The organism is Streptomyces globisporus, from assembly GCF_003501885.1.
In the GTDB taxonomy this organism is placed as follows: Bacteria; Actinomycetota; Actinomycetes; order Streptomycetales; family Streptomycetaceae; genus Streptomyces; species Streptomyces globisporus_D.
Genome location: NZ_QWFA01000020.1, coordinates 19,379 through 44,006 on the forward strand (window position 1 = coordinate 19,379; position 24,628 = coordinate 44,006).

Sequence of the window (24,628 nt, forward strand, 5' to 3'; positions counted from 1 at the left end):
CGGTTGTTCGTGGGCGGCTGGTCAGACCGCGGGCATGATGCCGAGCAGCAGCCCGGCGGCGACGACGATGTAGGCCATGAGCGAGACCGTGCCGGTGGCCAGCAGGGTGGGGCCCTTCGGCTGGCGCACCAGTTGGTAGGCGATCAGGCCGGGCACGATGAAGCCGAGCGTCTGGTTGCCGTAGAGCAGCGGGAACTCCAGCGACAGCAGGATCATCACCGTGCTCTGGAGCAGCACGCCGAGCAGCACGACCGAGGCGAACAGCCGCTTGCCGTACAGGATCACCAGCCGCTGCATGACCTTGGTGCCGGCGTAGGTGAGGGCCGTGACACCCAGCACCATGGCCGCGCGCTGGACGTCCTCGATCAGCGTCAGCGCGAGCCAGCCCGGGGTGATCATCCCGCCGGGCGAAAGGTTGGTGGTGAGGTAGCACAGCAGCGAGAAGAACAGCCCTATGGCGATACCCAGGGCGGCCATCTCGGGGGTCAGTGCGGCGGTGGTCAACGGGAACTCCGGGCGTCGTCGTGCGGCTCGTCGTGGGGCGGCCAGATGTGCGGGGCGGGCTCGTACGGCTGCTTCTGCGGCGCGTCGGCGAAGAACTCGAAGGGCTGGTCCTGCCGCCCCTGGCCCTGAGCCCGCGCCTGCCCCCGGCCCTGCTGGGCGTGCGGCTCACGCTGTGCGTACGGATCCTGCTGGGCGTGCCGCTCGTGCTGCGCGTACGGCTCACGACCGGCGTACCGCTCGTGGTGTCCGGGCTGCTGCCGGTGGGAATCCGTCGGCTGCACCGGGATGCGGACCACCGGGATCTCCTGCGTCTGCGAAGCCTGGTAGCGCTCCTCGTACGCCGGGTGGTACGAGGCGAACGGGTCCAGGCGGGACGCCTGAGCCGGGTTCGCGGCGACGGGGTTCGGGGTCTCCTCGTCCGCCTCGCTCTCGTCGGCGGGCAGCTCGGCGAGGTACTCCAGCAGCTCCTCGCCCTGGCCGTGGATGTTGCCGATGGCCACCAGCGACGCGCCGTCGGACATCCGGCCGAGCATCGCCGGCATGAACTCGTCGGCGGCCCGCTTCTCGCCGCCCAGGTCGACCGCCCGGTCCTGCCACTCGGCGGGGATGGCGTCGATCGCGCTCTTGGCGGGATGCCCGATGACGAAGACGTTGTCGGGCTGGAGGTCGGGGATGATCTCGCCCATCTGCCCGTTGCGCTCCACGCGGTCGGGGCGGCAGTTGATCACCACGTTCAGCGGGCGGCGGATGGCGCCGAGGTCGAGGAGCTGGTTGATGTTCATCAGCGTCGACTCGGGGTCGTTGGCCGCGAAGACGTTGGCGAAGGCGAGGCGGTTGCCGTCGGGGGCCACATAGCGCTCCACCGAGAGCACACCCGGGTCCGGCGGGGCGTCGTACATCCCCTGGAGGGCGACCTCGCGCTCCACGCCGAGGAGATCGGCGACGACCAGGGCGATCGCCACGTTCTCCTTGAAGGTGAACCAGCTGAAACCGCGCAGCTCCTCGTCGCTGACGGTCTCCGGATCGGCGTACACCAACTGGCAGTTCCGGGCGTCCGCCTCCTCCTGGAGGATGTGGAAACGTTCCTTCTCGGCGGTGACGCAGATCCCGTCCTCGGGCATCGAGCGGCACAGCGAGCGGGCCACGTCGTCGAGGGTGGGGCCCATCTCGGCGAGGTGGTCCTCGCGTACGTTGCAGAGCACGCCGATCGTCGAGCGGATCAGCTTGCTCTGGTTGACCTCCTGGAGCGCCGGCATCACGGCCATGCACTCGATGACCAGCGCGTCGGGCCGGTAGGTGGCGGCCCGCCGGACGATGCCGATCTGCTCCACCACGTTGGCGATGCCGAACTTGCGGTAGACCGGCTCCTCGGTGGCGTCCGGGTGGATGAAGCGGGCGGCCGTCCCGGTCGTCTTGGCGACGGTGATCAGGTCACCGCCCCGCAGCGCGCCCGCGCAGAGCCGGGTGATGGAGGACTTGCCGCGGATGCCGTTGACCAGCACCCGCGAGGGGATCGTGTGCAGCGCGGCGTAGTGCCGACGCTGCTCCACGATGCCCGCGACGAGCAGGAACACACTGCCGGTGAGCAGGACGAAGTAGAGGTAGAGCACCCTGGGTCACCTTCCTCCGGCGCCGGGCCGGGACTCGGCGGGCCGGCGTGCCTGGGTCTGCCGACGGGCCTGCAACTGCTGGCGGATCAGTTCGAGGCTCCGGACGACGGCGCCCACCTCGTCCTGGTAGCGGGGGTAGTGCACGGTCTTGAGGTCTCCGTCGGCGAGCTTCTCGGTGGCCGCCGCGAGGGCCCGCAGGGGCCGTACGACGACGAGGTGGATCCAGCCCAGGCAGACCACGATCAGGGCGAGGCCGAGCAGACTGGCGAGCACGCTGCGGTCCTCGCGCTCGTAGGCGGTGATCTCGAAGCGGCCGGCGTCCTGCCAGCTCACGACGGTCCAGCCCAGGTCGGAGGCGACCCCGCCGCCGGTGAACGGCGCCGCGGCGGCCACGGTGACGGCGCCGCCGTCCCGGATGAGCAGCCCGTTCTCCAGCGGCCCGGCGCCCACCCGCACATTGGCGGCGCGCACCAGATCGGGCAGCGCGTCCTTCGGCAGCCCCTCGAAGGCGCGGAAACCGTCGCTGGCGGCGAGGGTCCGCGCGTCCGCGTTCACGATCCGGACCTCGCCGAGGCCGGGCCGCTTCAGCAGCGAGTTGAGGAACTCCACCCGCACCTCGCCGACCAGGGTCATGCCCTTGCGCTCCGGCACGGGCGCCCCGGCCTGGACGACGGGCCTCTTCTCACCCTGGCCGGAGACGCGGACCAGCGACGGGTCCTTCTCCGTGCTCCACGGGTGGGGGTCGCCGCCGGCCCGGGCGACGATGTCGCCGTTCGCGCCGACGACGTACAGCGCCTGGTAGCGGGTGTGCTCGCGCAGGGCGGTCTTCAGCACGGTCTCGGTGGCGGCGGGGTCGTCGACGTCGAGCAGGCGGGAGGTGGAGACGAGGTCGGCCTGGGCCTCGTTCAGCGCCCGGCGGGCCCGGTCGGCGACCAGGTCGGTGCGGTCGCGCTGGTCGTTGACCATGACGGCGGGGATGCTGACGGTCCCGTCCGTGCGGTTGAGCAGGAGCCCGACGGGAACGCACCACAGCAGCAGGAGAACCGCCGTCAGCGCCAGCGGCCCGCGCGCACCACCCCGGAACCGGCCGCTCGGCCGCGCGCCGACGGGGCCGTCGGATCCGTGCGGGCCGCCGAGCTGGCCGCGGATGCGCTCCAGCGCGGCGCCGATCCGGGCGGCCTCGCCCCAGCGCGGCACCGTGACCGGGCGGATCAGGTCGCCGCGGGCGAGCCGGCGGGACTCCAGGAACAGGCCGAGCAGCGGGCGCTGCACGGTCATCCACAGCACGGCGACCGCGAGCAGGCCGAGCAGCACCAGGGCGCCCGCCGCGAGCAGGCCGAAGAGGTGCCGGCTGTCGTCGGTGAGGGTCTGCTGCTGGACCACGGGGAGCAGGGAGACGACGGTAAGACCGAGACCGGCGGCGACGCTCTCCCCGTCCTCCGGGTCGGAGGCGGCGAGGGAGGCGTACCCCACGGTGGCGACCCGGCCGTTGTAGCCCCCGCCCACCAGGGTTCCGCTGACCCCGGGGTAGCCGCGGGAACCGGGCTCCCGGGCACTGACCGGGTTCTGCTCGGTCTCCTCGGCGGCCTGGTCGGACAGCCGGGTCATCTGCTTCTGCAGGAAGGTGAGTTCCTTGCGCTCCGCGTCCGAGTTCAGTGCCTCGGACTGCTCGAAGCCGGCGGTCGCGAGGATCTCGCCACCGCGGGCGACGACGGCCATGCTGCGGAACGGGCCCAGGTTGATGGGGGGCACGGAGAGGCTGTTGGAGGCGACCAGCAGCTGCTGCGCCCCCTGCTTCCCCTCCAGCACGGCCATCGTCATCAGGCGTACGTCGCCGGTCTCCAGCCGCACCATCCGCGGGGTGAGCGCCTGGTCACCGGTGAGGACGTCCTTGTCCACCCAGGCGAGCGGGATGCGCTCCCCGCGAGCGGCGAGCACCTTGCCGTCCGCCAGATCAAGCACGGTGGTGCCGGTCCACTTCTGGTACGCCTTGCTCAGGTCCGACAGCACGCGCTCGGGGTCGGCCGGCTTGCCCGCGTTCAGCGCGGTGGCGGTGCGTTCGAGGTCGGTGACCCGCTCGTCGATCGAGGCGCGCAGGGCGATGGCGCCGTCCTCGGCGAAGTGCTGCTGCGAGGAGAGCACCGCCTTGGGCACGACCGGTTCCGCGCCCGGCCCCAGCACCTTGGCCGTGAGGCCCGCGAGGGCGAGGATCAGCACGCACAGCAGGGCGATCGGCGGCCGGATGCCACCCAGCAACGGCATGTCCGCACGTCTGCGGCTGCGCCGCCGGCCTTTCGGCACGAGGGGCGCGGCAGGAGTCGATGTCACCGGTTTTCTTCCTTGGTCGCTGCGGGTGCTCAGTGCCCGGAGGAAGCACCGCTGTCGCGTGGCTGCGAGACGTTGTGTCGTCGAAAAGCGCGAGACGCTGTCGTTGAAAAGACGGACAAGCGCCTAAGAGGTTGTGTCCGTTGGCATATACGAGGGTGTGGGCCTGGTCACTTCGCCGGCGACAGCCGCTTCAGGCCGTCACCGCCCGGCGCTCCCCGGTTGAAGAGGAAGCCGCGCGTCCGGTCCTCGGCCAGCCGGTAGCGGGCGGTCCGGTCGGCGGACAGCCCTTCGGGGTTCTCCAGTGCCTGCTGTACGTCCACCAGCCGGACGTCCTCGACCGCGCCCTCGGGCACCTTCTCCCCGGGTTCGAGCTCCGGGGGGATGTCCACGAGCGTGGTGCGGTAGCGGGCGGAGACGTCCCAGCCGTCGGCGGTCTCACGGAACTCGAACCAGCCGATGGCCCCCTCCTCGGTGAGGCCGGTCGGCGAGGAGTGCCGGGCCACCTGGTTGCCGAGGCTGTAGGCGACCCAGGTGCCGTTCACCTTCTGGATCGGCTGCACCACGTGGGCATGGTGCCCGATCACCAGGTCGACGCCGGTCTCCTCGGTGATCCGCCGGGCCATGTCGAGCTGCGGGACGCTCGGCTCGTTGTAGTGCTCCAGACCCCAGTGCAGGGAGAGCAGCACCACCTCGGCGCCCTTGTCGCGGGCCCGCTTCTCGTCCTTCTTGATGGTCTCCGTGCGGGAGAGGTTGAAGGCCCAGCTCTGCTTCTCGGGCGTGGGGTTGAGGAAGGACTCCCAGGAGTACGAGAGGTGAGCGACCTTGACGCCGTTGACGTCGCGGATGTTGATCTGCTCTGCTTCCTTCGGCGTCCGCGCCGACCCGCTGTGCCCGAGGCCCACCTTGTCCATGGCGTCCAGCGTGCGGCGCACGGCTTTCAGTCCATGGTCGAAGGTGTGATTGGAGGCTGTCGAGCAGGTGTCGTATCCGACGTCTTTCAGGCTGGTCAGGATCTGCGGCGGAACCAGGAATTCCGGGTACCCCTGGAACGGTCCCTCGGGCTTCCCGACGGGTGTCTCCATGTGACAGATCGCGAGGTCGGCCTTGCTGATCACGGGCTTCACCCCGGCGAGCAGCGGCCCGAAGTCCAGACCGGCCTCCCCATGCCCGCTCTTCTCGGCATCCTTGGCGGCCTGCTCGACCAGCTCGGGATGGATGAGGACGTCTCCGGCCGCGGCGACGCTGAAACTGCGGCCGCCGCCCTGGGCCTGGGGTTGCGCCGGCTCCGAGCCGCACGACACGGTCAGGCCGACGGCTATCGCCAGCAGGCCCATCGAACGACCCATACCGAGAGAATTACGGAATGTCACTGAGTCATACTTACATGAGCCTCATGTGTGATCGTCGTATTGCCATCACGAGGGGATCACGTTTCCTCCGCATTTTTGTTCCGGTGGGTTTGATCCTGGCTCTCGCCGGCTGTCAGGCCGACACCTCCCCGACCCCGGAGGGCACCGTTCCGCGCGCCCGGGAACTGGTCGACCTGCGCAGCCGCATCCTCGGATACACGGCGACGTTCCGCGCCGACGCCCCCTACAGCCCGCCCCGCAAGGCGCAGCGCGCGCGGCTGGCGAAGGCCGTCGGGAGTCTGCTGTCGGGTGACGCCCAGGGCGCCGAGCGGCAGCTCGCCCCGCTCGGCCTCGGCCTCACCCGCCTCACCGACACCGACTCGGGCCGCCGCTACGACGAGATCGCCGCGACCGGCCCGGGCGAGAGCGCCCGCTGGGGCCGCGTGTATCTCAACGCCGACTCGACCGTTCGCTGGAACGCCCAGGTCCCGCACCCCGTCTCCGACCGCGACACCGAGGACCTCGGCATCCGGCTCCTGGAGCAGAACCCCGGCGGCGCACTCGTCCTCGCCGGATCCCACCGCCGGGCCGGCAAGGACGGCCGGGCCGATGTCGCCCACCGCGAGGACAGCGCCTTCCACGCGGTCGTCGTGGAGCTGCAGAAGCGCGGGGTGCCCGGTGTCCAGCTGCACGGCTTCACCGACTCCTCCGACCGCCCCTGGGATGCCGTCGTCTCCACCGGAGCCGTCGAGACGGCCCCCGCCGAGGTGGCCGCTCTGGCCGACCGCATGGACGACGACGGGCTGCGGGTCTGCCGGGCCTGGGAGGCACGCTGCCCGCTGGAGGGCAGGAGCAACGTCCAGGGCCGCTCGGCGGAGCGCGAACACGCCGGCTTCGTCCACGTCGAACTGGCTCGCCACGCCCGCGCGGACGACGGCCGCGACACCGAGGAGGCGGCCGAGGCCCTGGGTGGACTGGTCGCGGGGTGGAATGCCGGGGGTTAGGCCGTCGCGGGGACAACGCCCAGTTCGACTACGACTTCCTGGCCCATGAGTTCGCCCGCGCGCGGATGTGGCTGCGGGGCTCGCAGCGGCTGTGCACCCTGGCGCTGAACCGCCAGAGGGTGTGCCGGTCATCGACGAGCACGCCTTCCTGCGCATGCCGGCCGACGTACGCCCGGGGATCGCGCATGAGGCGACGGCCGTCGTGGCCGAGTCGGAAGCGGAACCCGTCGTTGTCACCGTCGACTTGGCGCCCGAGGTGTCGGTACCCGCTCCACGCCGGCCGGTGCAGCCCGTCGGCGCCCCGGACAGGCCTCTGGCCGGGCGTCGCGTACTGGTGCTCGGTGGTGTCCACGCCGATGCCGCGGCGGCCCGTACCCGCATCGTCGAACCGGGTGGGTTCCCGTTCATGACATACACCGGCTCAGCGCCCCGGCCCCCGCGGGCCCAGGAACCGCAGGTGATGCCCCGAGGCGGTGTCATCGACCTGCCCACTCCTCACGGCAGACCGGCGCCGCAGCCATCGAGGCGCCGCCACCTTCGGGACGGTCGGTCGAACATCGACCGTCTCGGGCCGGGCGGTGGCGGCGTCCACCGTGTCACCCAGCAGCAGCCCGTGCCCTGAGAGATGACCTGACGTCGGCGGCATTGTCCTCGGGCCGGACCGATGTATAGCCTGAGCAATGGCATGTGACATTGCACTAGCGGCGGTCGTGTGGACGCCAAGGGGTGGTCATGGAAGTCGTCATCGTCGGTGCGGGCATCGTGGGAGCCGCCTGCGCTTTCCACGCCGCCTCCGCCGGTCTCGGCGTCACGGTGCTCGACCGGGGCGCCGTCGGTGCGGGCACCACCAGCCGGGGGGAGGGGAACATCCTGCTCTCCGACAAGGAGCCTGGCCCGGAACTGGAGTTGGCCCGGCTCAGCCGTGACCTCTGGGACGAGGTGAGCGAGGAACTCGGCCCAGGGGCAATCGAGTTCGAGAACAAGGGCGGGCTGGTCGTCGCGAGCGCCCTCGAAGGCCTCGCCGCCCTCCATGCGTTCGCCGCACGCCAGGCGGCGGTCGGCATCCGTACCGAACGCGTCGACCGCGTGAGGGAGTTCGAACCGCACATCGCGCCCGGCCTCCCCGGCGGCGTCCACTACCCGCAGGACGCCCAGGTGCAGCCCGTCCTCGCGGCGGCCGGACTGCTGCGGGCCGCGGTCCGCCGCGGCGCCCGGGTGCGTACCGGCGAGGCCGTCGCCGCCGTCACCGGAACCGGCGGGCGGATCACCGGAGTTCGCACGGCCGACGGTGCGGTGCTGACCGCCGACGCCGTGGTCAACGCGGCCGGAACGTGGGGCGGGGAGGTCGGCCGCCGCCTCGGCGCTCCCGTCGAGGTCCTCCCGCGCCGGGGGTTCGTCCTGGTCACCGAGCCGCTGCCGCCGATGATCCGGCACAAGGTCTACTCCGCCGACTACGTCGCCAACGTCGCCTCCAGCGACGAGGGCCTGGAGACCTCGTGCGTCGTCGAGGGCACCCGCGCGGGCACCGTCCTGATCGGCGCCAGCCGCGAACGCGTCGGCTTCGACACCGCGATGAACCCGGCCGTGGTGGCCCTGCTCGCCGCGCAGGCGTGCCGCCTCTTCCCGTTCCTGCGCGACGTCCATCTGATCCGCGCCTACCGGGGATTCAGGCCGTACTGCCCCGACCACCTGCCGGTCGTCGGCCCGGACCCCCGGGTCCCCGGCGTCCTCCACGCGTGCGGCCACGAGGGCGCGGGCATCGGCCTCGCTCCCGGGACCGGCGCCCTGATCACCGCCCAGTTGCTGGGCCGCCCGTGGCGCGGTGCCGATCCGGCCGCCCACACCGGCCTTCTGCCCGACCGATTCCTCACGACCGGAGGTGTGCCGAAGTGACCGGAGCGGCCGCGGAGACCGACGTATCCACCGCACCCGCGTTCACCGTGGACGGCGAACCGCTGGCGTTCGTCCCCGGACAGACCCTGGCCGCCGCGCTCGTCGCCTCGGGCCGGGTCGCCTGGCGGACCACCCGGGGCGGGCAGCGGCCCCGGGGCGTCTTCTGCGGGATCGGCGTCTGTTACGACTGCCTCCTCACCGTCGACGGAAGGCGCGGGCAGCGCGCCTGCCTGGTGCGGGCCCGCGCGGGCATGGCCGTCGTGACGGGGGAGGGCGACGATGACTGAGCCCCAGGGCCCCGGTGGCCCCGCCGCGATGCATGAGCCGCACGACCTCGTGGTGGTGGGCGCCGGGCCGGCCGGTATGGCGGCCGCCGTCACCGCCCTGGACGGAGGGCTGCGGGTCGCCCTCATCGACTCGGGCCCCGCGCCGGGCGGCCAGTTCTGGCGCCATCCCCCGGACCACGCGCGCGAGGCGCTCTCCACCGACGACCTGCACCACGATCTGCGCACCTACCGCACCCTCCGCGCGACCCTGGCCGCCCACCAGCGCACCGGACGGCTCACCCTCCTGCTCGACCACCACGTATGGACCACGGCCCGCGCGGCGAACGGCTTCACCGTCCACGCGGTGGACCGCGGCAGGCCGCCCGAGGAGCGGGCCGTCGTGCTGCGCGCACCGGCCCTGCTGGTGGCGACCGGCGCCTACGACCGCCAACTCCCCTTCCCGGGCTGGGACCTGCCCGGTGTGCTCACCGTCGGCGGGCTCCAGTCGCTGCTCAAAGGCGGGGGAGTGGTGGCCGGCCGCCGCGTGGTCCTCGGTGGTACGGGCCCCTTCCTGCTGCCCGTCGCCGCCGCCCTCGCCGCACGCGGTGCCGAGGTCGTCGCGGTGTGCGAGGCGGCGGCGCCCGCGGCCTGGCTGCGCCACCCCGCGCCCCTGCTGCGCAACCCCGCCAAGTGGGCGGAAGCCGCCGGCTACGCGGGCACGCTCGCCCGGCACCGGATCCCGGTCCGCACCCGCACCGGCATCGTCGCCGCCGAAGGGGAGGGGCGGGTCGCCGTCGTACGCACCGCAGCCCTGGACGCCGACGGGGCGCCGCTCCCGGGCACCGAGCGGCGGATCGAGGCCGACACCGTGGGCGTCGGCTGGGGCTTCGTCCCCCAGCTCGACCTGCTGCTCCCGCTCGGCTGCGACCTCGCCGACGCGGGCGACGGCACCATGGTCGCCGCCGTCGACGCCGGACAGCGCACCACCGTGCCGGGCCTCTACGCGGCGGGCGAGACCTGCGGGGTGGGCGGGGCTGCGCTCGCGCTGAGCGAGGGGCGCGTGGCGGCCGTCTCGGTGCTCACCGACCTCTCCGTGCCAGGTCGACCGGGCCTCCGGCCCCTGGCCGCCGAGCGCCGGGCGGTGGCCCGGCACCGCGCCTTCGCCCGCGCCCTGGCCCGGGCGCACCCCGTGCCGCGGGACTGGCCGGCCTGGCTGACCGACGACACCACGGTCTGCCGGTGCGAGGAGGTCACCGCGGGGGCGGTCCGAGCCGCACGCGCCGACGGCCCGGCAACCGGCCACCGGCAGGTCAAACAGCTGACCAGGGCGGGCATGGGCTGGTGCCAGGGCCGGATGTGCGGGCCCGCCGTGCACTGCCTCGTCGCCGCCCGTACCGAGCCCTACACCCCCGCCGAACGGCTGATCGCGACCCCGGTCACGCTCGGCGCGCTCGCCGACTCCAGCGAGTCTCCCACCGGCGACATCCCTTCCGAACCCACCTGAGGAGCTCCCATGAACCGCGTGGACCGCACGGCCCCCGCCCGCACACCCTGGCACGGCGTCATCGTCGCGACGAGCCTCCCGTTCGGCCGGGACCTCGCCGTCGACCACGGCGCCTACGGGGACAACGTCGCCTGGCTCGCCGAACAGGGCCTGCACGGCGTCGCCCCGAACGGGTCGCTGGGGGAGTACCAGACCCTGACGTACGAGGAACGCGACCGTGTCGTCGAGACCGCCGTCGCCCACGCCCCCGACGGCTTCACCGTGATGCCGGGCGTCGGGGCGTACGGCGCGATCGAGGCGAGGCGGCACGCGCTCTTCGCCAAGGACGCCGGCTGCCAGGCCGTCATGTGCCTGCCCCCCAACGCCTACCGGGCCGACGACCGCGCCGTCCTGGAGCACTACGCCTTGGTCGCCTCCGCCGGGCTCCCCGTCACCGCCTACAACAACCCCATCGACACCAAGGTCGACCTGCGCCCCGAGCTGCTCGCCAAGCTGTACGCCGAGGGGTTCATCGTGGGCGTGAAGGAGTTCTCCGGGGACGTCCGCAGGTGCTACGCCATCAACGAACTCGCCCCCGGGCTCGACCTGATCATCGGCACCGACGACACCCTCCTCGAAGTCGCCGTCGCCGGGGCCAAGGGTTGGGTCGCCGGATACCCCCAGGTCTTCCCGCGCGCCTGCCTCGACCTGTACAACGCCGCGCTGGCCGGCGACCTCACCACCGCGCTCCCGCTCTACCGCCGGCTCCACTCCGTACTGCGCTGGGACAGCAGGACCGAGTTCGTCCAGGCGATCAAGCTCGGCCAGGACATGATCGGCCGGACCGGCGGCGCCTGCCGGCCGCCCCGGCAGCCCCTGGACCCGGAGACCGAGGCCGTCGTACGTTCCGCCACCCGGGCGCTCATTGACGCGGGGGTGAACTGACGTGCGCTCCACGGTCTGTTACCACGCGGTCGACTCGCACACCGAGGGCATGCCGACCCGGGTGATCACCGGCGGGGTGGGTGTCCTGCCGGGCGCGACCATGGCGGAGCGGCGACAGCGGTTCATGGCCGAACGGGACGGTCTGCGCACCCTGTTGATGTGCGAGCCGCGCGGGCACGCGTCCATGTCCGGCGCGATCCTCCAGCCCCCGACCCGGCCGGACTCCGACTTCGGCGTGCTGTTCATCGAGGTCTCCGGCTGTCTGCCCATGTGCGGCCACGGCACCATCGGCGTGGCGACGGTCCTGGTGGAGACGGGCATGGTCGAGGCGGTCGAGCCGGAGACCCTCATCCGCCTCGACACCCCCGCCGGTCTCGTCACGGCACGGGTCGCCGTGCGCGACGGCCGGGCGGAGTCCGTCACCCTGGAGAACGTCGCCTCCTACAGCCACGCGCTGGACCAGGTCGTCGAGGTGGCGGGGTACGGACCGGTCCGCTACGACATGGCGTACGGCGGCAACTTCTACGCCGTCGTACGCACCGAGGACCTCGGCATCCCCTTCGACCGGGCGGAGAAGGGCCGGCTGCTCGACGCGGGCCTGGCCGTCATGCGGGCGGTCAACGAGCAGAACCCGGTGGTCCACCCGGAGAACCCGGCGATCGACGTCTGCCACCACGTCTATCTGGAGGCCCCCGGCTCCACCGCCGAGCACTCGCGGCACGCCATGGCGATCCACCCCGGCTGGTTCGACCGCTCGCCCTGCGGGACGGGGACCAGCGCCCGGATGGCCCAACTGCACGCGCGGGGACTGCTGAAGACCGGGCAGGACTTGGTCAACGAGTCCTTCATCGGCTCCCGCTTCACCGGCCGGATCCTGTCGGAGACCACGGTCGGCGGCCTGCCCGCCGTCCTGCCCTCCGTCACCGGCCGCGCCTGGATCACCGGGACCGCGCAGTACCTGCTCGACCCGACCGACCCCTACCCGGAGGGATTCACCGTGTGACGGCCGATCCGCACACCCGGCCCGGCGTCAACGTCCCCAGTACCGGAGCGACTTCGGTGTCAACGCGCGCCGAGCCTGCGGGACGGGGCCGCGCGTTCGGCCTCCCGCTTCCGGGCCGCCCACAGGGTCCGCACATGCGCGAGATGGCGGCGCATGTGCTCCTCGGCCGCCTCCGCGTCACCCTCGATCATGATGTCGAGCAGCACGGTGTGCTCCTGCGCCGAACCCACCAACGACCCCTCTTCGGAAAGGTCGGTGAGTCCGTACAGCCGGGAGCGCTTGCGCAGGTCGGCCACCGTCTCGACGAGGCGCGCGTTCCCCGCGAGGGCGAGCAGGTCGAGGTGGAAGCGGCGGTCCGACTCCAGGTAGCCGATCAGGTCGCCCCGCTGTGCGGCGGCCACGATCTCCTCGGCCACCGGACGTACCGCCTCCAACTGCTCGCGGGAGGCGGTACGGGTCACCCGGCCGATGGTGGGGATCTCGATGAGCGCGCGGATCTCGGTGTACTCGTCCAGGTCGCGCTCGGAGAGCTCGGTCACCCGGAAGCCCTTGTTGCGCACCGCCTCGACCAGGCCCTCCCGGGCCAGGTCGAGCATGGCCTCGCGCACCGGTGTGGCCGAGACGCCGTACTCGGCGGCCAGGGTGGGGGCCGAGTAGATCACGCCGGGCTGGAGTTCCCCCGCTATCAGCGCGGCCCGCAGGGCGTTGGCGACCTGGTCGCGCAGATGCTCCTGCACCGAGATGAGTTTGCGGGACTTCAGCTCACTCATGCGTTCCCCTTCAAATTTGTCACCGCACTATACAATGTCACGTTGCGCGGTGCGCCCCTCCTCGGCCGTCAGCCGTCCAGGAGGCGGGCCATCCACTCCTCGACGCCGTCGGCCGTACGGGGCAGCGCGCCGGAGAGGAGCCGCGCACCGTCGGCGGTGATCACGAGGTCGTCCTCGATCCGCACGCCCATGCCGCGCAGTTCGGGCGGCAGCGTCTCGTCGTCCGGCTGGAGATAGAGCCCGGGTTCGACGGTGAGGACGTGGCCCTCCTCCAGCACGCCGTCCAGATAGGTCTCCGCACGGGCCCGGGCGCAGTCGTGCACGTCGATGCCGAGCATGTGCCCGCTGCTGCACAGGGTGTAGCGGCGGTACAGGCCGCTGTCGTCGGCGAGCGCCTCCTCGGGTGGGACCGGCAGGACGCCCCAGGCGTGCAGCCCCTCGGCGATGACGCGCATGGCCTCATGGTGGAAGTCCCGGAAGCGGGCGCCGGGCCGCAGGGTGGCGATGGCGGCCTCCTGCGCGGCCAGCACCAGTTCGTAGACCTCGCGTTGGGCCGGTGAGAAGCGGCCTGACAGGGGGAGGGTGCGGGTGATGTCCGCGGTGTAGAGGGTGTCGGTCTCCACCCCCGCGTCGAGCAGGAGGAGTTGGGACGGGGCGAGCGGGCCGTCGTTGCGGATCCAGTGCAGGACGCAGGCGTGCGCGCCCGCCGCCGCGATGGTCTCGTACCCCGTGCCGTTGCCCTCGGTCCGCGCGCGCAGGTTGAACACGCCCTCGATCCGGCGCTCGCCGCGGGGGTGGCGCAGGGCGTCGGGCAGGGCGCGCACCACGTCCTCGAAGCCCGCCGTCGTGTGGTCGACGGCCAGTTGGAGCTGGCCCATCTCCCACGGGTCCTTGCGCAACCGGAGTTCGGCGAGCACGGCGTCCAACTCGGCGTCTCCTGACGGAGTGTGGGAGCGCTCTGGCAGCATCTCGTTCACCCGGGGGTCGACGCCGGCGAGCAGGCGGGTCGGCGGCTGCGGGCCGGCGAGGAGGCCCGGCAGCTCGTCCAGCCGGGCGCAGCGCAGTCCGGTCAGCGCCGCCGTCTCGTCCAGGTCGGGGCGGCGGCCGACCCAGAACTCGCCGTAGCGGCGGTCGCGGTAGAACCCGCTGGTGTCGCGGGGGGAGCGAGGGCGGACGTGGAGCACCGCCTCATGGCCGTCGGGGCCCGACGGTTCGAGGACCAGGACGTGGCCGGGCTGCTCCTCGCCGGTCAGTCCGGTCAGCCAGGCGTAGGCGCTGTGCGGGCGGAAGCGGTGATCGGTGTCGTTCGAACGGACCTTGAGCGTTCCGGCGGGTATGACCAGCCGTTCGCCCGGGAAGCGCGCCGACAGCCGCTGCCGCCGGGCGGGGAGCGTGGCGCGGCCGGGGACCCGTGCGTCGGCGGGCAGCGGGGAGGGCGCCCAGCCGGTGGCCATGAAGGCGTCCAGGGCGGCCGGTACCGGCAGATCGTGACTGCCCGTGTGCAGGTGGGCAGGGGGTGTGGAGGTCATGGGTCTCCTTCGGGGGGCGTGCCGGGGGCTGCCGGGGGCGCCGGGCCGGAGGTCCGAAGCGTCCGGGCTGCGGGACACGTTTCGGTAACGGGGCGTCATACTCCTTGGCTGTGCAATTTCACATTACTATGTTACGGGTCACATCACGTGGATGCGGACGCTCTTCCCGGCCCGCTCCGCCTCGCGTTCCGCAGGCAGTCGCCCTCCGGGCCGCTCGACCGCCCGGAGCACCAAGTCCCTCCGGACTCTCGCCCGTTCCGCTGTCGCCGTGCCCCGTTCCCGTACCGAGCCGTTCTCCCGTACCGAGGAGTGCCCCATGTCCCGTCGCAGCCGTGCGCTGTCCGTATCCCTGAGCACCTCGCTGGCCCTGGCCCTGCTGAGTGCCTGCTCCACGCAGGGAGGTGACGACCGCGGGCCGGACACGCGGCAGCCCGGCGTGGCGACCGGCACCGTCATCGGCGGCACACCGATGCGGGGCGGCACCCTGACCGTGCTGTCCAACCAGGACTTCGCCCACCTGGACCCGGCCCGCAACTGGGTCATGCCGACCATGGACTTCGGAACCCGGCTGATCTACCGCACCCTCACCACCTTCCGGGCCGCGCCCGGGAAGCGGGGCAGCGAGGTCGTCCCCGACCTCGCGACCGACCTCGGCAGATCCTCCGACGGAGGCCGCACCTGGACCTTCACCCTGAAGCCCGGCCTCGTCTACGAGGACGGCACCCCGATCCTCGCCCGCGACATCAAGTACAACGTCGAGCGCTCCTTCGCCCCGGACCTCGCGGGCGGACCCGACTACGCCCAGCGCTATCTGGCCGGCGCCGAGGGATACGCCGGCCCGCTGGACGGCGAACACCTCGACTCGATCCGCACTCCCGACGACCGGACCGTCGTCTTCTCGCTGCGCAGGCCCGTCGCCGAGTTCTCCTCCACGGTCACGCTGCCGACCTTCTCGCCCGTGCCCGCGTCCCGGGAGAAGGGCGTCCAGTACGACCTGCGGCCCTTCTCCTCCGGGCCGTACCGCATCGAGAGCTACGCCCGGGGCAAGAAGCTGGTGCTCGGCCGCAATCCCCACTGGGACGCGGCGACCGACCCGGTGCGCAAGGCGTACCCCGACCGTATCGTGGTGATCCAGGGCCTCAAGGGCGGGCAGACGGACGACCGGATCATCGAGAGCGCGGGCGCCGACGCCTCCGCCGTCGAGTGGTCCGACCTCCAACCCTCCAGCGTCGCCAAGGTCCTGCCGAGGCCCGAGATCCGGCAGCGACTCTCCGCCGAGCGCACCGGCTGCACGGACATGCTCGCGCTGAACACCTCCAGGGCACCCTTCGACGACCCGAAGCTCCGTCAGGCGATGCAGTACGCCGTCGACAAGCGGGCCCAGGTCACCGCCAACGGAGGGCCCGCCCTCAACGACATCGCCACCGCCTATCTGCCGCCGTCCCTCACCGGCGGCCGCGCCGCCGAACCGGTCCACGCCGGGCCGGCCACCGGGGACGAGAAGAAGGCCGAGAAGCTTCTCGCCGCGGCGGGCAAGGGTGACGGCTTCGACACGACGATCACCGTGTCCACCGGCGACAGGACCCGCGCCGAAGCACTCCAGCAGAGCTTGGCCCGGGTCGGCATACGGCTGCGCATCGAGACCGTCGACCCCTCCGTCTACTACGACACCATCGGCGACACCGCGAACGCCCCCGACATGGCCATCAGCGGCTGGTGCCCGGACTACCCGTCCGCCGCCACCTTCCTGCCGTTCGTCTTCGACGGCCGCACCATCAAGGCCAAGGGCAACCAGGGCAACGTCTCCCAGTTCCGCGACAAGGCCGTGGAGCGGCGCATGGACGAGATCGCCGCGATGTCCGACGCGGCCGCCGCCGCGAAGGCGTGGAACGCGCTCGACCGGGAGATCCAGGCCAAGTCCCCGGCCGTCCCCCTCCTCTGGGAGCGCAAGCCGCTGCTCGTCGGCGACAACATCGCCGGAGCCTTCGGGCACCCCTCCTGGACCGGCCAGTTCGACTTCGCGGTCATCGGCCTCAAGGACCCGTCGCGGAGCGAGGGCTGAGAGGGCGGGGACGCGTTCCCATGAGCATCGCCGACGCCCCGGCCCCCGGACCGGGTGACGCACCCGCTGCCGACGGGCCCGGTGCCCCGGTCCCGCCCGACGCCCCGGTCCCGCCCGACGCCCCCTGGCGGACCACCTGGCGCCGCCTGTGGGGTGACCGGGGCAGCCGGACCGCCCTGATCGCCGCCGCCCTGCTGATCCTGATCGCCCTCACCGCGCCCCTGCTCAGCCGGCTGGGCGGCTGGTCGCCCACCGCCTTCGACGCCGACGCCATCGACCCCTACCTCGGCGGCCTGCCCCACGGCACCCTCGGCGGCATCGGCGCCGAACACTGGCTCGGCGTCGAACCGGTCACCGGCCGCGACCTGTTCGCCCGCGTCGTCCACGGCGCCCAGGTCTCCCTGCTGATCGCCTTCGCCGCCACCGCGATCGTCGTCGTCACCGGCACCGCGGCGGGCATCGCCGCCGGCTACTTCGGCGGCCGCGTCGACACCGTACTGAGCAGGCTGATGGACCTCACCATGTCCTTTCCCTCGCTCATCTTCATGATCGCGATGATGTCGGTGGCCCAGGACGTCAACCGGGTCGTGCTGATGACCGCCGTCATCGGCGTCTTCGGCTGGCCCGGCATCGCCCGCGTGGTGCGCGCCGAGGCCCTCTCCCTGCGCCACCGCGAATTCGTCGAGGCCGCCCGCGCCTGCGGCAGCGGACCCTGGCGGATCCTCACCCGCCAGGTGCTGCCCAACATCTCCGGGCCCGTCATCGCGTTCACCACGCTGCTGATCCCCGGAATGATCAGCACCGAGGCCGCGCTCAGCTTCCTCGGAGTGGGTGTGCGTCCGCCGACCCCCTCCTGGGGGCAGATGATCGCCGAGGCCGTCGCGTACTACGAGACGGACCCCATGTACTTCATCGTCCCCAGCGTCTTCCTCTTCGTCGCCGTCCTCGCCTTCACGGTCCTCGGCGACGCCCTGCGCGACATCCTCGACCCCCAGGGAGGCCGGCCGTGATCGCCTTCCTGATCCGCAGATGTCTCGGCGTGGCGGGCGTCCTGCTCGCCATCTGCGCCGTCACCTTCACCATCTTCTACCTGCTGCCCGCCGACCCCGCCGCAGCGGCCTGCGGCAAGACGTGCAGTCCGCAACGGCTCGCGGAGGTACGCCACTTCATGGGGCTCGACCAGCCCGTGCGGCGCCAGTTCGGCGACTACCTCGTCGGCATCTTCGCCGGCCGCGAGCTGGGCAGCGGCCCCCACGCGATCCAGTGCGGCTTCCCCTGCCTCGGCTACTCCTACGAGAACGCCCTGCCGGTGTGGGACCTGCTGATGGACCGGCTGCCCGTCTCCGTGTCGCTGGCCTTCGGCGCCGCCTGCCTGTGGCTGGTGCTCGGACTGGGCGCCGGAGTGACCGCGGCCCTGCGCAAGGGCGGGCTTCTCGACCGCACCCTGATGGTCGGCGCGGTCGCCACCGCCTCGCTGCCCGTCTACTTCACCGCGGTGATGCTCCTGTACGGCCTGGTCCGGCTGACCGGACTGCTGCCCTACCCCGCCTACGTCGCGCTCACCGACGACCCCCTGGCCTGGGCGGCCAACCTGCTGCTCCCCTGGGTCGCCCTGGCTCTCCTCTACGCCGCCATGTACGCCCGGCAGAGCCGCAGTTCTCTGATCGAGACGATGGAGCAGCCCTACATCCGGACCGCCCGCGCCAAGGGCCTGCCCGCCCGGACTGTCGTGGTCAAGCACGGACTGCGCTCCGCGATGACGCCCGTGCTCACACTCTTCGGCATGGACCTCGGCGCCCTGCTGGCCGGAGCGGTCATCACCGAGTCCATCTTCGGCATCCCCGGCGTGGGCCGGCTCTTCTACGACGCCCTGCAACGCTCCGACCAGCCCGTCGTGCTCGGCGTCACGCTGCTCGCGGCCTTCTTCATCGTGGCGGCCAACGTCGTCATCGACCTGCTGTACGCCGTCGTCGACCCGAGGGTGAGGAACTGACCGTGCCGCCCACCACCGAACCGGAACAGTTCCTCGAACCGGACCAGCCCCTGCTGCGCGTCCACGACCTGCGGGTCGCCTTCGACACCCCGGCCGGAGCCGTCCAGGCCGTCGACGGGGTCTCCCTCACCGTGACGGCCGGCCGCACCCTGGGCCTCGTCGGCGAATCCGGCTCCGGCAAGTCGGTCACCTCCCTCGCCGTGATGGGCCTGCACCGCCGGGCCCGGGTGAGCGGCTCGATCACCCTCGCCGGACAGGAACTCCTCGGCCTGACCGACCGCCGGTTCGGCCGACTGCGCGGACGCCGGATGGCGATGGTCTTCCAGGACCCGCTGTCCGCGCTGCATCCCGCGTACACGGTCGGCGAACAGATCGCGGAGGCCCACCGCCACCACTTCGGCAGTGCCCGACGCGTTGCCCGCAGACGGGCCGTGGACATGCTCGGCGAGGTCGGCATCCCCGAACCGGGCCGCCGGGCGGGGGAGTACCCGCACCAGTTCTCCGGCGGCATGCGCCAGCGCGCCATGATCGCCATGGCCCTGTCCTGCGAACCCGAACTGCTCGTCGCCGACGAACCGACCACCGCGCTCGACGTCACCGTCCAGGCGCAGATCCTCGAACTGATCGCCCGCCTCCAGCAGGAACGCGGACTGGGCGTCCTGATGATCACCCACGACCTGGGTGTGGTGGCGCGCGTCGCCCACGAGGTGCTCGTCATGTACGGCGGACGCGGCGCCGAACAGGCCCCGGTGGACGCGCTGTTCAACAGCCCCGCGCACCCCTACACCCGCGGCCTCCTGGACTCGCTGCCCCGCCTGGACGACCCCGACGACGCACCGCTGCGCGCCATCCCCGGCTCCCCGCCGTCACCGGCCGAACCGCGGACCGGCTGCCCGTTCGCACCGCGCTGCCCCCGGGCGGCCGCCGCCACCGCCCCGGAGCGGGACCGCTGCGCCGGAGAGAGCCCCCGCCCGCGGGCTGCACCCGGCGAGGGCCGACTGGTCGCCTGCCACCTGCCCCTGGCAGCCACCCCGGCCGTCCCGCACCCCGGTCCGCCCGACGAGGCTCCCCTGCCGGCCGAGGAGGTCCGATGACATCCCCGTACTCCAACTCCCCTGAAAATCAAGCTCGTTCGGACGGGGGCGGCGGGGCCGCGCCCCTACTGTCCGTACGCGGGCTGGTGAAGACGTTTCCCGGACGCCGCGTTCTCGGCCGTGCCGCCGCGCCCGTCCGCGCGGTGGACGGCGTCGATCTGGAGCTCGCCGCGGGGGAGACCCTGGGTCTTGTCGGGGAGTCGGGCTGCGGCAAGTCCACGACGGGCCGGATGCTGGTCCGGCTGCTCCAACCCACGGCGGGGAGCGTCGAGTTCGAGGGGCGTGACATCACCCATCTGTCCCCGCGGGAGCTACGGCCGGTCCGGCGACACCTCCAGATCATCTTCCAGGATCCCCACGCCTCCCTGAACCCGCGGCAGACCGTCGCCCGGATCATCGCCGAACCCCTGCTGGTGCAGGGGGCCACGGTCCGGGCCGCTCGGGACCGGGCTGCCGAACTGCTCGACCTGGTGGGCCTGGGGGCGGAACACCTGGACCGGCACCCGTACCAGTTCTCCGGCGGGCAGGCCCAGCGGATCGGCATCGCCCGCGCCCTGGCGACCGGCCCCCGCCTGATCGTCGCCGACGAGCCGGTCTCCGCGCTCGACGTGTCCGTACAGGCCCAGGTCGTCAACCTGATGGAACGTCTGGGCGACGACCTGGGCCTCTCGTTCCTCTTCATCGCCCACGACCTGTCCGTCGTGAAGCGGGTGTGCGACCGGGTGGCGGTGATGTACCTGGGGCGCATCGTCGAGATCGGCGACAAGCGCGAGCTGTACGACCGGCCGGCGCACCCCTACACCCGGGCGCTGCTCTCGGCGGTCCCGCTGCCCGACCCGGCGGCGGAGCGCCGCCGGGAGCGGATCCTCCTGCTCGGCGACCCGCCGAGCCCCGCCGCGCCGCCCGGCGGCTGCGGCTTCCACCCGCGCTGCCCCAAGGCGCAGGCGGTCTGCCGGACCGAGCGGCCGTTGCTCCAGGTCGTGGGCTCAGGAGCGCGCACGGCCGCCTGTCATTTCCCTGAAGCGGACTGAAAGGGCCGTGGATTTCCGGCACGGGTCTTCCTTGTGATGTGTGACCTGTGCAATGGTACATGGCACAGGTCGTGGACATGCCAAGTCGGGCGTCGGACCCGTTCTGTCCGGCCGGCACACGGCATGACGACATCCCCGAGCCGCGCCCTGTCCGTCCCATCGGTTACGCGAGCGCGTGGCCCGATCCCTCATGGGAGGAAAATCAACGTGAGAACCACACTCGTCCGCCGAGGTGTGGGTGCCGTTCTGCCGCTGGCTCTGGCCGGGGCGATGGGCGTCGCGCTGCTCGCGCAGCCGGCCCAGGCGCAGCCGAACTCCCCTTCGGCCGCCACGGCATCGAACGCGTCGCAACCGACCCGCCCCGCCGGGACGGCCGACCCCGCCCCGCGGGCGCAGCAGTCCTCCGCACCGGAAACCGGTCACCGGACCGAGGACCGGCGATCGGCGCCCCAGCTCCCCCCGCTGAGCGCCGACAAGTCCGCTCTCAGGGAGGCGTACGGCGACCACGACGCAGGCAAGAAGTCCTCAGCGAAGGCCGCCGCGTGCGACCCGGCCGACTTCACCGGCCGCACCGGCACCGAACTGGTGCGCCAGATCAAGGCGTCCACCACCGACTGCGTGAACACGCTGTTCGGCCTGACCGGCAACGACGCCCGACTCGCCTTCCGTGAAGCCCAGATGACCTCGGTGGCGTACGCCCTGCGCGACAACTCCGCCTACTACCCGGGCGACGGGAGCACCGGCACCCCGCAGCTCGTGCTCTACCTCCGGGCCGGGTACTACGTGCAGTGGTACAACCCGGATGTCGTCGGCCCGTACGGCAGCGCCCTGCGGACCGCCGTCCGCTCGGGCCTCGACAGCTTCTTCGCGAGCCCCCGGTCGCGTGACGTCACCGACGAGAACGGCGAGACGCTGTCCGAGGCGGTCATCCTGATCGACAGCGCCCAGGAGAACGCCCGCTATCTGAACGTCGTCAAGCGGATGCTGGCGGACTACGACTCCTCCTGGAACGACCTCTCGCGGATGCTCGCCGCGGTCAACGGCGTGTACACGGTGACCTTCCGGGGCCACCAGGTGCCCGAGTTCGTCAGCGCCGTCGAGGCGGACCCGAGCGTCATCGATTCCCTGCACCGCTTCGCCGCCGACCACCTCTCCCTGCTCGACGGCGACCACGCGTACCTGACCTCCAACGCCGGGCGGGAGCTGGGCCGCTTCCTCCAGTACCCGAGCCTGTGGGGCAAGGCCCGGCCCCTGGCCACCGACTTGCTCGGCCGGAGTTCGATCACCGGCCCCACCGCCGCGCTCTGGGTGGGCATAGCGGAGATGGCCGACTACTACGACCGCGCGAACTGCTCGGCGTACGGCGTCTGCGACCTCCAGGAACGCCTGAAGCGGGAGGTCCTGCCGGTCCGTCACACCTGTAGCCCCGGCATCCGCATCCTGGCCCAGCAGATGACCTCCGCCGAGCTGAGCGCGTCCTGCACCAGCCTCATCGAGCAGGACGCCTACTTCCACCGGATCGCCAAGGATGACGGCCCGGTCGCCGACGACCACAACACCAGCATCGAGGTCATCGCCTACGACTCAAGCGCCGACTACCAGACGTACGCCGGCGCGATGTACGGGATCGACACCAACAACGGCGGCATGTACCTGGAGGGCGACCCCTCCGTCGAGGGCAACCAGCCCCGCTTCATCGCCTACGAGGCGGAGTGGCTGCGGCCGGACTTCCACATCTGGAACCTCAACCACGAGTACACGCACTACCTCGACGGCCGCTTCACCATGTACGGCGACTTCACCGAGAACATGAGCACCCCCACCGTCTGGTGGGTGGAGGGCTTCGCTGAGTACATCTCCTACCACTACCGGGGCGAGCCCTACACCGCGGCGATGACCGAGGCCGGCAAGGGCACCTACGCCCTGAGCACCCTCTTCGGCACCGACTACAGCCACGGCACCACGCGGGTGTACCGCTGGGGTTACCTCGCCGTGCGGTACATGCTGGAGAAGCACCCCGCCGACATGGACACGGTGCTCGGCCACTATCGCACCGGACAGTGGGCCGCCGCCCGGACCCACCTCACCAGCACCATCGGCACCCGGTACGACAGCGACTTCCGGGCCTGGCTGGCGGGTTGCGCCGCCGGGGACTGCGGCGACGGCTCCACCACCCCCGTCTCCGAGTGCACCGACCCCGATACGCGCGTTCTGGGCGAGAACTGCCGTCGGAGCAACCTCTCCGCCACCACCGGCAACTATGCCTACCACTACCTGTACATCCCGGCCGGCACGGAGCAGCTGAAGATCACCGTCAGCGGCGGCACCGGCGACGCGGACCTCTACTACAGCGGGACCGGCTGGGCCACGACCGCCTCCCACACCAGCCGCGCCACCGGACCCGGCAACGCCCACACCCTGACCGTCACCGACCCGCCCGCCGGCGCCCACTACATCAGCCTGCACGCGGCCGCCTCGTTCGGCGGAGCCACCGTCACGACCGCCTACTGACCCGCCCGCCGCACCTTCCGGCCGGGGCCGGGCGCCACGCGCGCCCGGCCCCGTTGTCAGTGCCTCCCCATAGAGTCGAAGACATCGCTCGGGGAACCCCCGGGGGGTTCGGGGAACACCGGAGAGGGAGCACAGTCATGTCCGCCAACAGGATCCAGCACAAGGTGAATCACGTCGCTCTGGTCGTGGACGCCTCCGGTTCGATGTACCAGCACCAGGGTCAGCTGATCCGTGTCGTCGACGAGTTCGTGGCGGGGCTGAAGGCGGAGTCTGACAGCCTCGGCCACGAGACCCGGATCAGCCTCTACTCCTTCGACCACCGAGTGGAGAACCTGGTCTGGGACATGGATGTGAAGCACCTTCCGTCGATGCGCGGGCTGTACAAGGTGAACAACGGCGCGACGGCGCTGATCGAGGCCTCGCTGAAGTCCCTGGACGACCTGGGCCACATCTGGGAGGAGTACGGCGAGCACAGCTTCCTCCAGATCGTGGTGACGGACGGCGAGGAGAACGCCTCCGGCGGCGACCGGCGCCACGACGGCGACATGACCATCCTCGGCCCCTGGCTCGACCGGATCACCGCGAAGATGAACGGGCTCCCGGGGCACTGGACCTCCGCGATCCTCGTGCCGAACTCCCTGGCCAAGCGCACCGCCCAGAACTACGGCTTCCCGGCGGGCAACATCGCGATCTGGGACGCGGACTCCCAGAAGGGCGTCGAGGACGCGATCGGCACCGTGCGCGCCGCCGCCACCAGCTTCCTGCGCGGCCGCGAGCAGGGCGTGCGCGGCACGAAGAACCTGTTCGCCGTCGGCCAGGACATATCCGTGGACGACGTGCGGGCCACCCTCGAACCGGTCGCGGCCGACAAGTACCGGCTGCTGAAGGTCGACAAGGAGATGGAGATCCGTGCCTTCGTCGACTCGCACCCGGGCGTCACCTACGAACGCGGCTCCTGCTACTACCAGTTGGGCTCCCGGGTCCAGGTGCAGCCCGACAAGGAGGTCATCGTCGTCGAGAAGGACACCGACCGCGCCTACACGGGCGAGGCGGCGCGCAACCTCCTGTTCGGCGCCGGAGTCCGCGGGACGGTCTCGGTGAAGGCGGGCAACAACCCCAAGCTGGAGGTGTACGTCCAGAGCCGTTCGGTGAACAGGAAGCTCAAGGCCGATACACGCCTGCTCATCATGCTCTGACCCCGGACGACCCCCGGCCCCCCCCCGACGACTTTCCGACCCCGGACGGTCGTTCAG

At 71.9% G+C, this 24,628-nt stretch carries 19 protein-coding genes; 13 read left to right on the forward strand and 6 right to left on the reverse strand.

Translation table 11 applies throughout. The features are described 5' to 3' along the window. Nucleotides 1-21 precede the first annotated feature (21 nt). From D3105_RS05670 to D3105_RS05685, 4 genes are all read right to left on the reverse strand, one after another. Nucleotides 22-504, reverse strand: a complete 483-nt coding sequence (locus tag D3105_RS05670; RefSeq protein ID WP_006128197.1) for a poly-gamma-glutamate biosynthesis protein PgsC/CapC — start codon at nucleotides 502-504, stop codon at nucleotides 22-24. Then, nucleotides 501-2,114, reverse strand: a complete 1,614-nt coding sequence (gene pgsB / locus D3105_RS05675; protein ID WP_118900566.1) for a poly-gamma-glutamate synthase PgsB — start codon at nucleotides 2,112-2,114, stop codon at nucleotides 501-503. The genes D3105_RS05670 and pgsB overlap by 4 nt, the downstream gene beginning before the upstream one ends. 6 nt (nucleotides 2,115-2,120) lie before the next feature. Next, nucleotides 2,121-4,376, reverse strand: a complete 2,256-nt coding sequence (locus D3105_RS05680; protein WP_118900568.1) for a cache domain-containing protein — start codon at nucleotides 4,374-4,376, stop codon at nucleotides 2,121-2,123. 233 nt (nucleotides 4,377-4,609) lie between these two features. Beyond that, nucleotides 4,610-5,788 (reverse strand): CapA family protein, encoded by a 1,179-nt coding sequence (locus tag D3105_RS05685; protein ID WP_165890965.1) that lies wholly within the window; start codon nucleotides 5,786-5,788, stop codon nucleotides 4,610-4,612. 107 nt (nucleotides 5,789-5,895) lie between these two features. Here D3105_RS05685 and D3105_RS05690 point away from each other — a divergent pair, with 107 nt between their 5' ends. The 6 genes from D3105_RS05690 to D3105_RS05720 all read left to right on the forward strand — a co-directional run bounded on the left by D3105_RS05690 (nucleotide 5,896) and on the right by D3105_RS05720 (nucleotide 12,385). Next, nucleotides 5,896-6,795 (forward strand): hypothetical protein, encoded by a 900-nt coding sequence (locus D3105_RS05690; protein WP_118900573.1) that lies wholly within the window; start codon nucleotides 5,896-5,898, stop codon nucleotides 6,793-6,795. Nucleotides 6,796-7,527: 732 nt separating this feature from the next. Beyond that, on the forward strand, nucleotides 7,528-8,688 hold the full coding sequence (locus D3105_RS05700) for an NAD(P)/FAD-dependent oxidoreductase (protein ID WP_165890966.1): 1,161 nt from the start codon (nucleotides 7,528-7,530) through the stop codon (nucleotides 8,686-8,688). Further along, nucleotides 8,685-8,975 (forward strand): (2Fe-2S)-binding protein, encoded by a 291-nt coding sequence (locus tag D3105_RS05705; RefSeq protein ID WP_118900577.1) that lies wholly within the window; start codon nucleotides 8,685-8,687, stop codon nucleotides 8,973-8,975. Before D3105_RS05700 ends, D3105_RS05705 begins: the two co-directional genes overlap by 4 nt. Next, entirely contained in the window at nucleotides 8,968-10,458 is a 1,491-nt protein-coding gene (locus D3105_RS05710) for an NAD(P)/FAD-dependent oxidoreductase (protein ID WP_118900580.1), read from the forward strand. The genes D3105_RS05705 and D3105_RS05710 overlap by 8 nt, the downstream gene beginning before the upstream one ends. 9 nt (nucleotides 10,459-10,467) lie before the next feature. After that, entirely contained in the window at nucleotides 10,468-11,382 is a 915-nt protein-coding gene (locus D3105_RS05715) for a dihydrodipicolinate synthase family protein (RefSeq protein ID WP_118900582.1), read from the forward strand. Between the two features lies 1 nt (nucleotide 11,383). Next, complete coding sequence (locus D3105_RS05720) at nucleotides 11,384-12,385, forward strand: proline racemase family protein (protein ID WP_118900584.1); 1,002 nt, start codon at nucleotides 11,384-11,386, stop codon at nucleotides 12,383-12,385. A 59-nt stretch (nucleotides 12,386-12,444) separates the two neighbouring features. Here the strand turns inward: D3105_RS05720 and D3105_RS05725 are convergent, their stop codons facing one another. Continuing rightward, nucleotides 12,445-13,155 carry a GntR family transcriptional regulator gene (locus D3105_RS05725; RefSeq protein ID WP_118900586.1) on the reverse strand — a complete coding sequence of 237 codons (711 nt, stop codon included), beginning with the start codon at nucleotides 13,153-13,155 and terminating at the stop codon, nucleotides 12,445-12,447. Nucleotides 13,156-13,223: 68 nt separating this feature from the next. Next, nucleotides 13,224-14,684 (reverse strand): aminopeptidase P family protein, encoded by a 1,461-nt coding sequence (locus D3105_RS05730; RefSeq protein ID WP_118900588.1) that lies wholly within the window; start codon nucleotides 14,682-14,684, stop codon nucleotides 13,224-13,226. Nucleotides 14,685-15,000: 316 nt separating this feature from the next. Here D3105_RS05730 and D3105_RS05735 point away from each other — a divergent pair, with 316 nt between their 5' ends. From D3105_RS05735 to D3105_RS05765, 7 genes are all read left to right on the forward strand, one after another. Continuing rightward, entirely contained in the window at nucleotides 15,001-16,746 is a 1,746-nt protein-coding gene (locus D3105_RS05735) for an ABC transporter substrate-binding protein (protein WP_118900590.1), read from the forward strand. Between the two features lie 20 nt (nucleotides 16,747-16,766). After that, nucleotides 16,767-17,756 carry an ABC transporter permease gene (locus D3105_RS05740; protein ID WP_118900592.1) on the forward strand — a complete coding sequence of 330 codons (990 nt, stop codon included), beginning with the start codon at nucleotides 16,767-16,769 and terminating at the stop codon, nucleotides 17,754-17,756. Beyond that, nucleotides 17,753-18,739 carry an ABC transporter permease gene (locus tag D3105_RS05745; protein ID WP_118900594.1) on the forward strand — a complete coding sequence of 329 codons (987 nt, stop codon included), beginning with the start codon at nucleotides 17,753-17,755 and terminating at the stop codon, nucleotides 18,737-18,739. Before D3105_RS05740 ends, D3105_RS05745 begins: the two co-directional genes overlap by 4 nt. Before the next feature lie 2 nt (nucleotides 18,740-18,741). Then, entirely contained in the window at nucleotides 18,742-19,833 is a 1,092-nt protein-coding gene (locus D3105_RS05750; protein ID WP_118900596.1) for an ABC transporter ATP-binding protein, read from the forward strand. Further along, on the forward strand, nucleotides 19,830-20,864 hold the full coding sequence (locus D3105_RS05755; RefSeq protein ID WP_118900598.1) for an ABC transporter ATP-binding protein: 1,035 nt from the start codon (nucleotides 19,830-19,832) through the stop codon (nucleotides 20,862-20,864). Before D3105_RS05750 ends, D3105_RS05755 begins: the two co-directional genes overlap by 4 nt. Nucleotides 20,865-21,134: 270 nt before the next feature. Further along, nucleotides 21,135-23,375 (forward strand): M9 family metallopeptidase, encoded by a 2,241-nt coding sequence (locus D3105_RS05760; protein ID WP_240646816.1) that lies wholly within the window; start codon nucleotides 21,135-21,137, stop codon nucleotides 23,373-23,375. Nucleotides 23,376-23,512: 137 nt separating this feature from the next. Next, complete coding sequence (locus tag D3105_RS05765) at nucleotides 23,513-24,571, forward strand: VWA domain-containing protein (protein WP_006128220.1); 1,059 nt, start codon at nucleotides 23,513-23,515, stop codon at nucleotides 24,569-24,571. Nucleotides 24,572-24,628 lie beyond the last annotated feature (57 nt).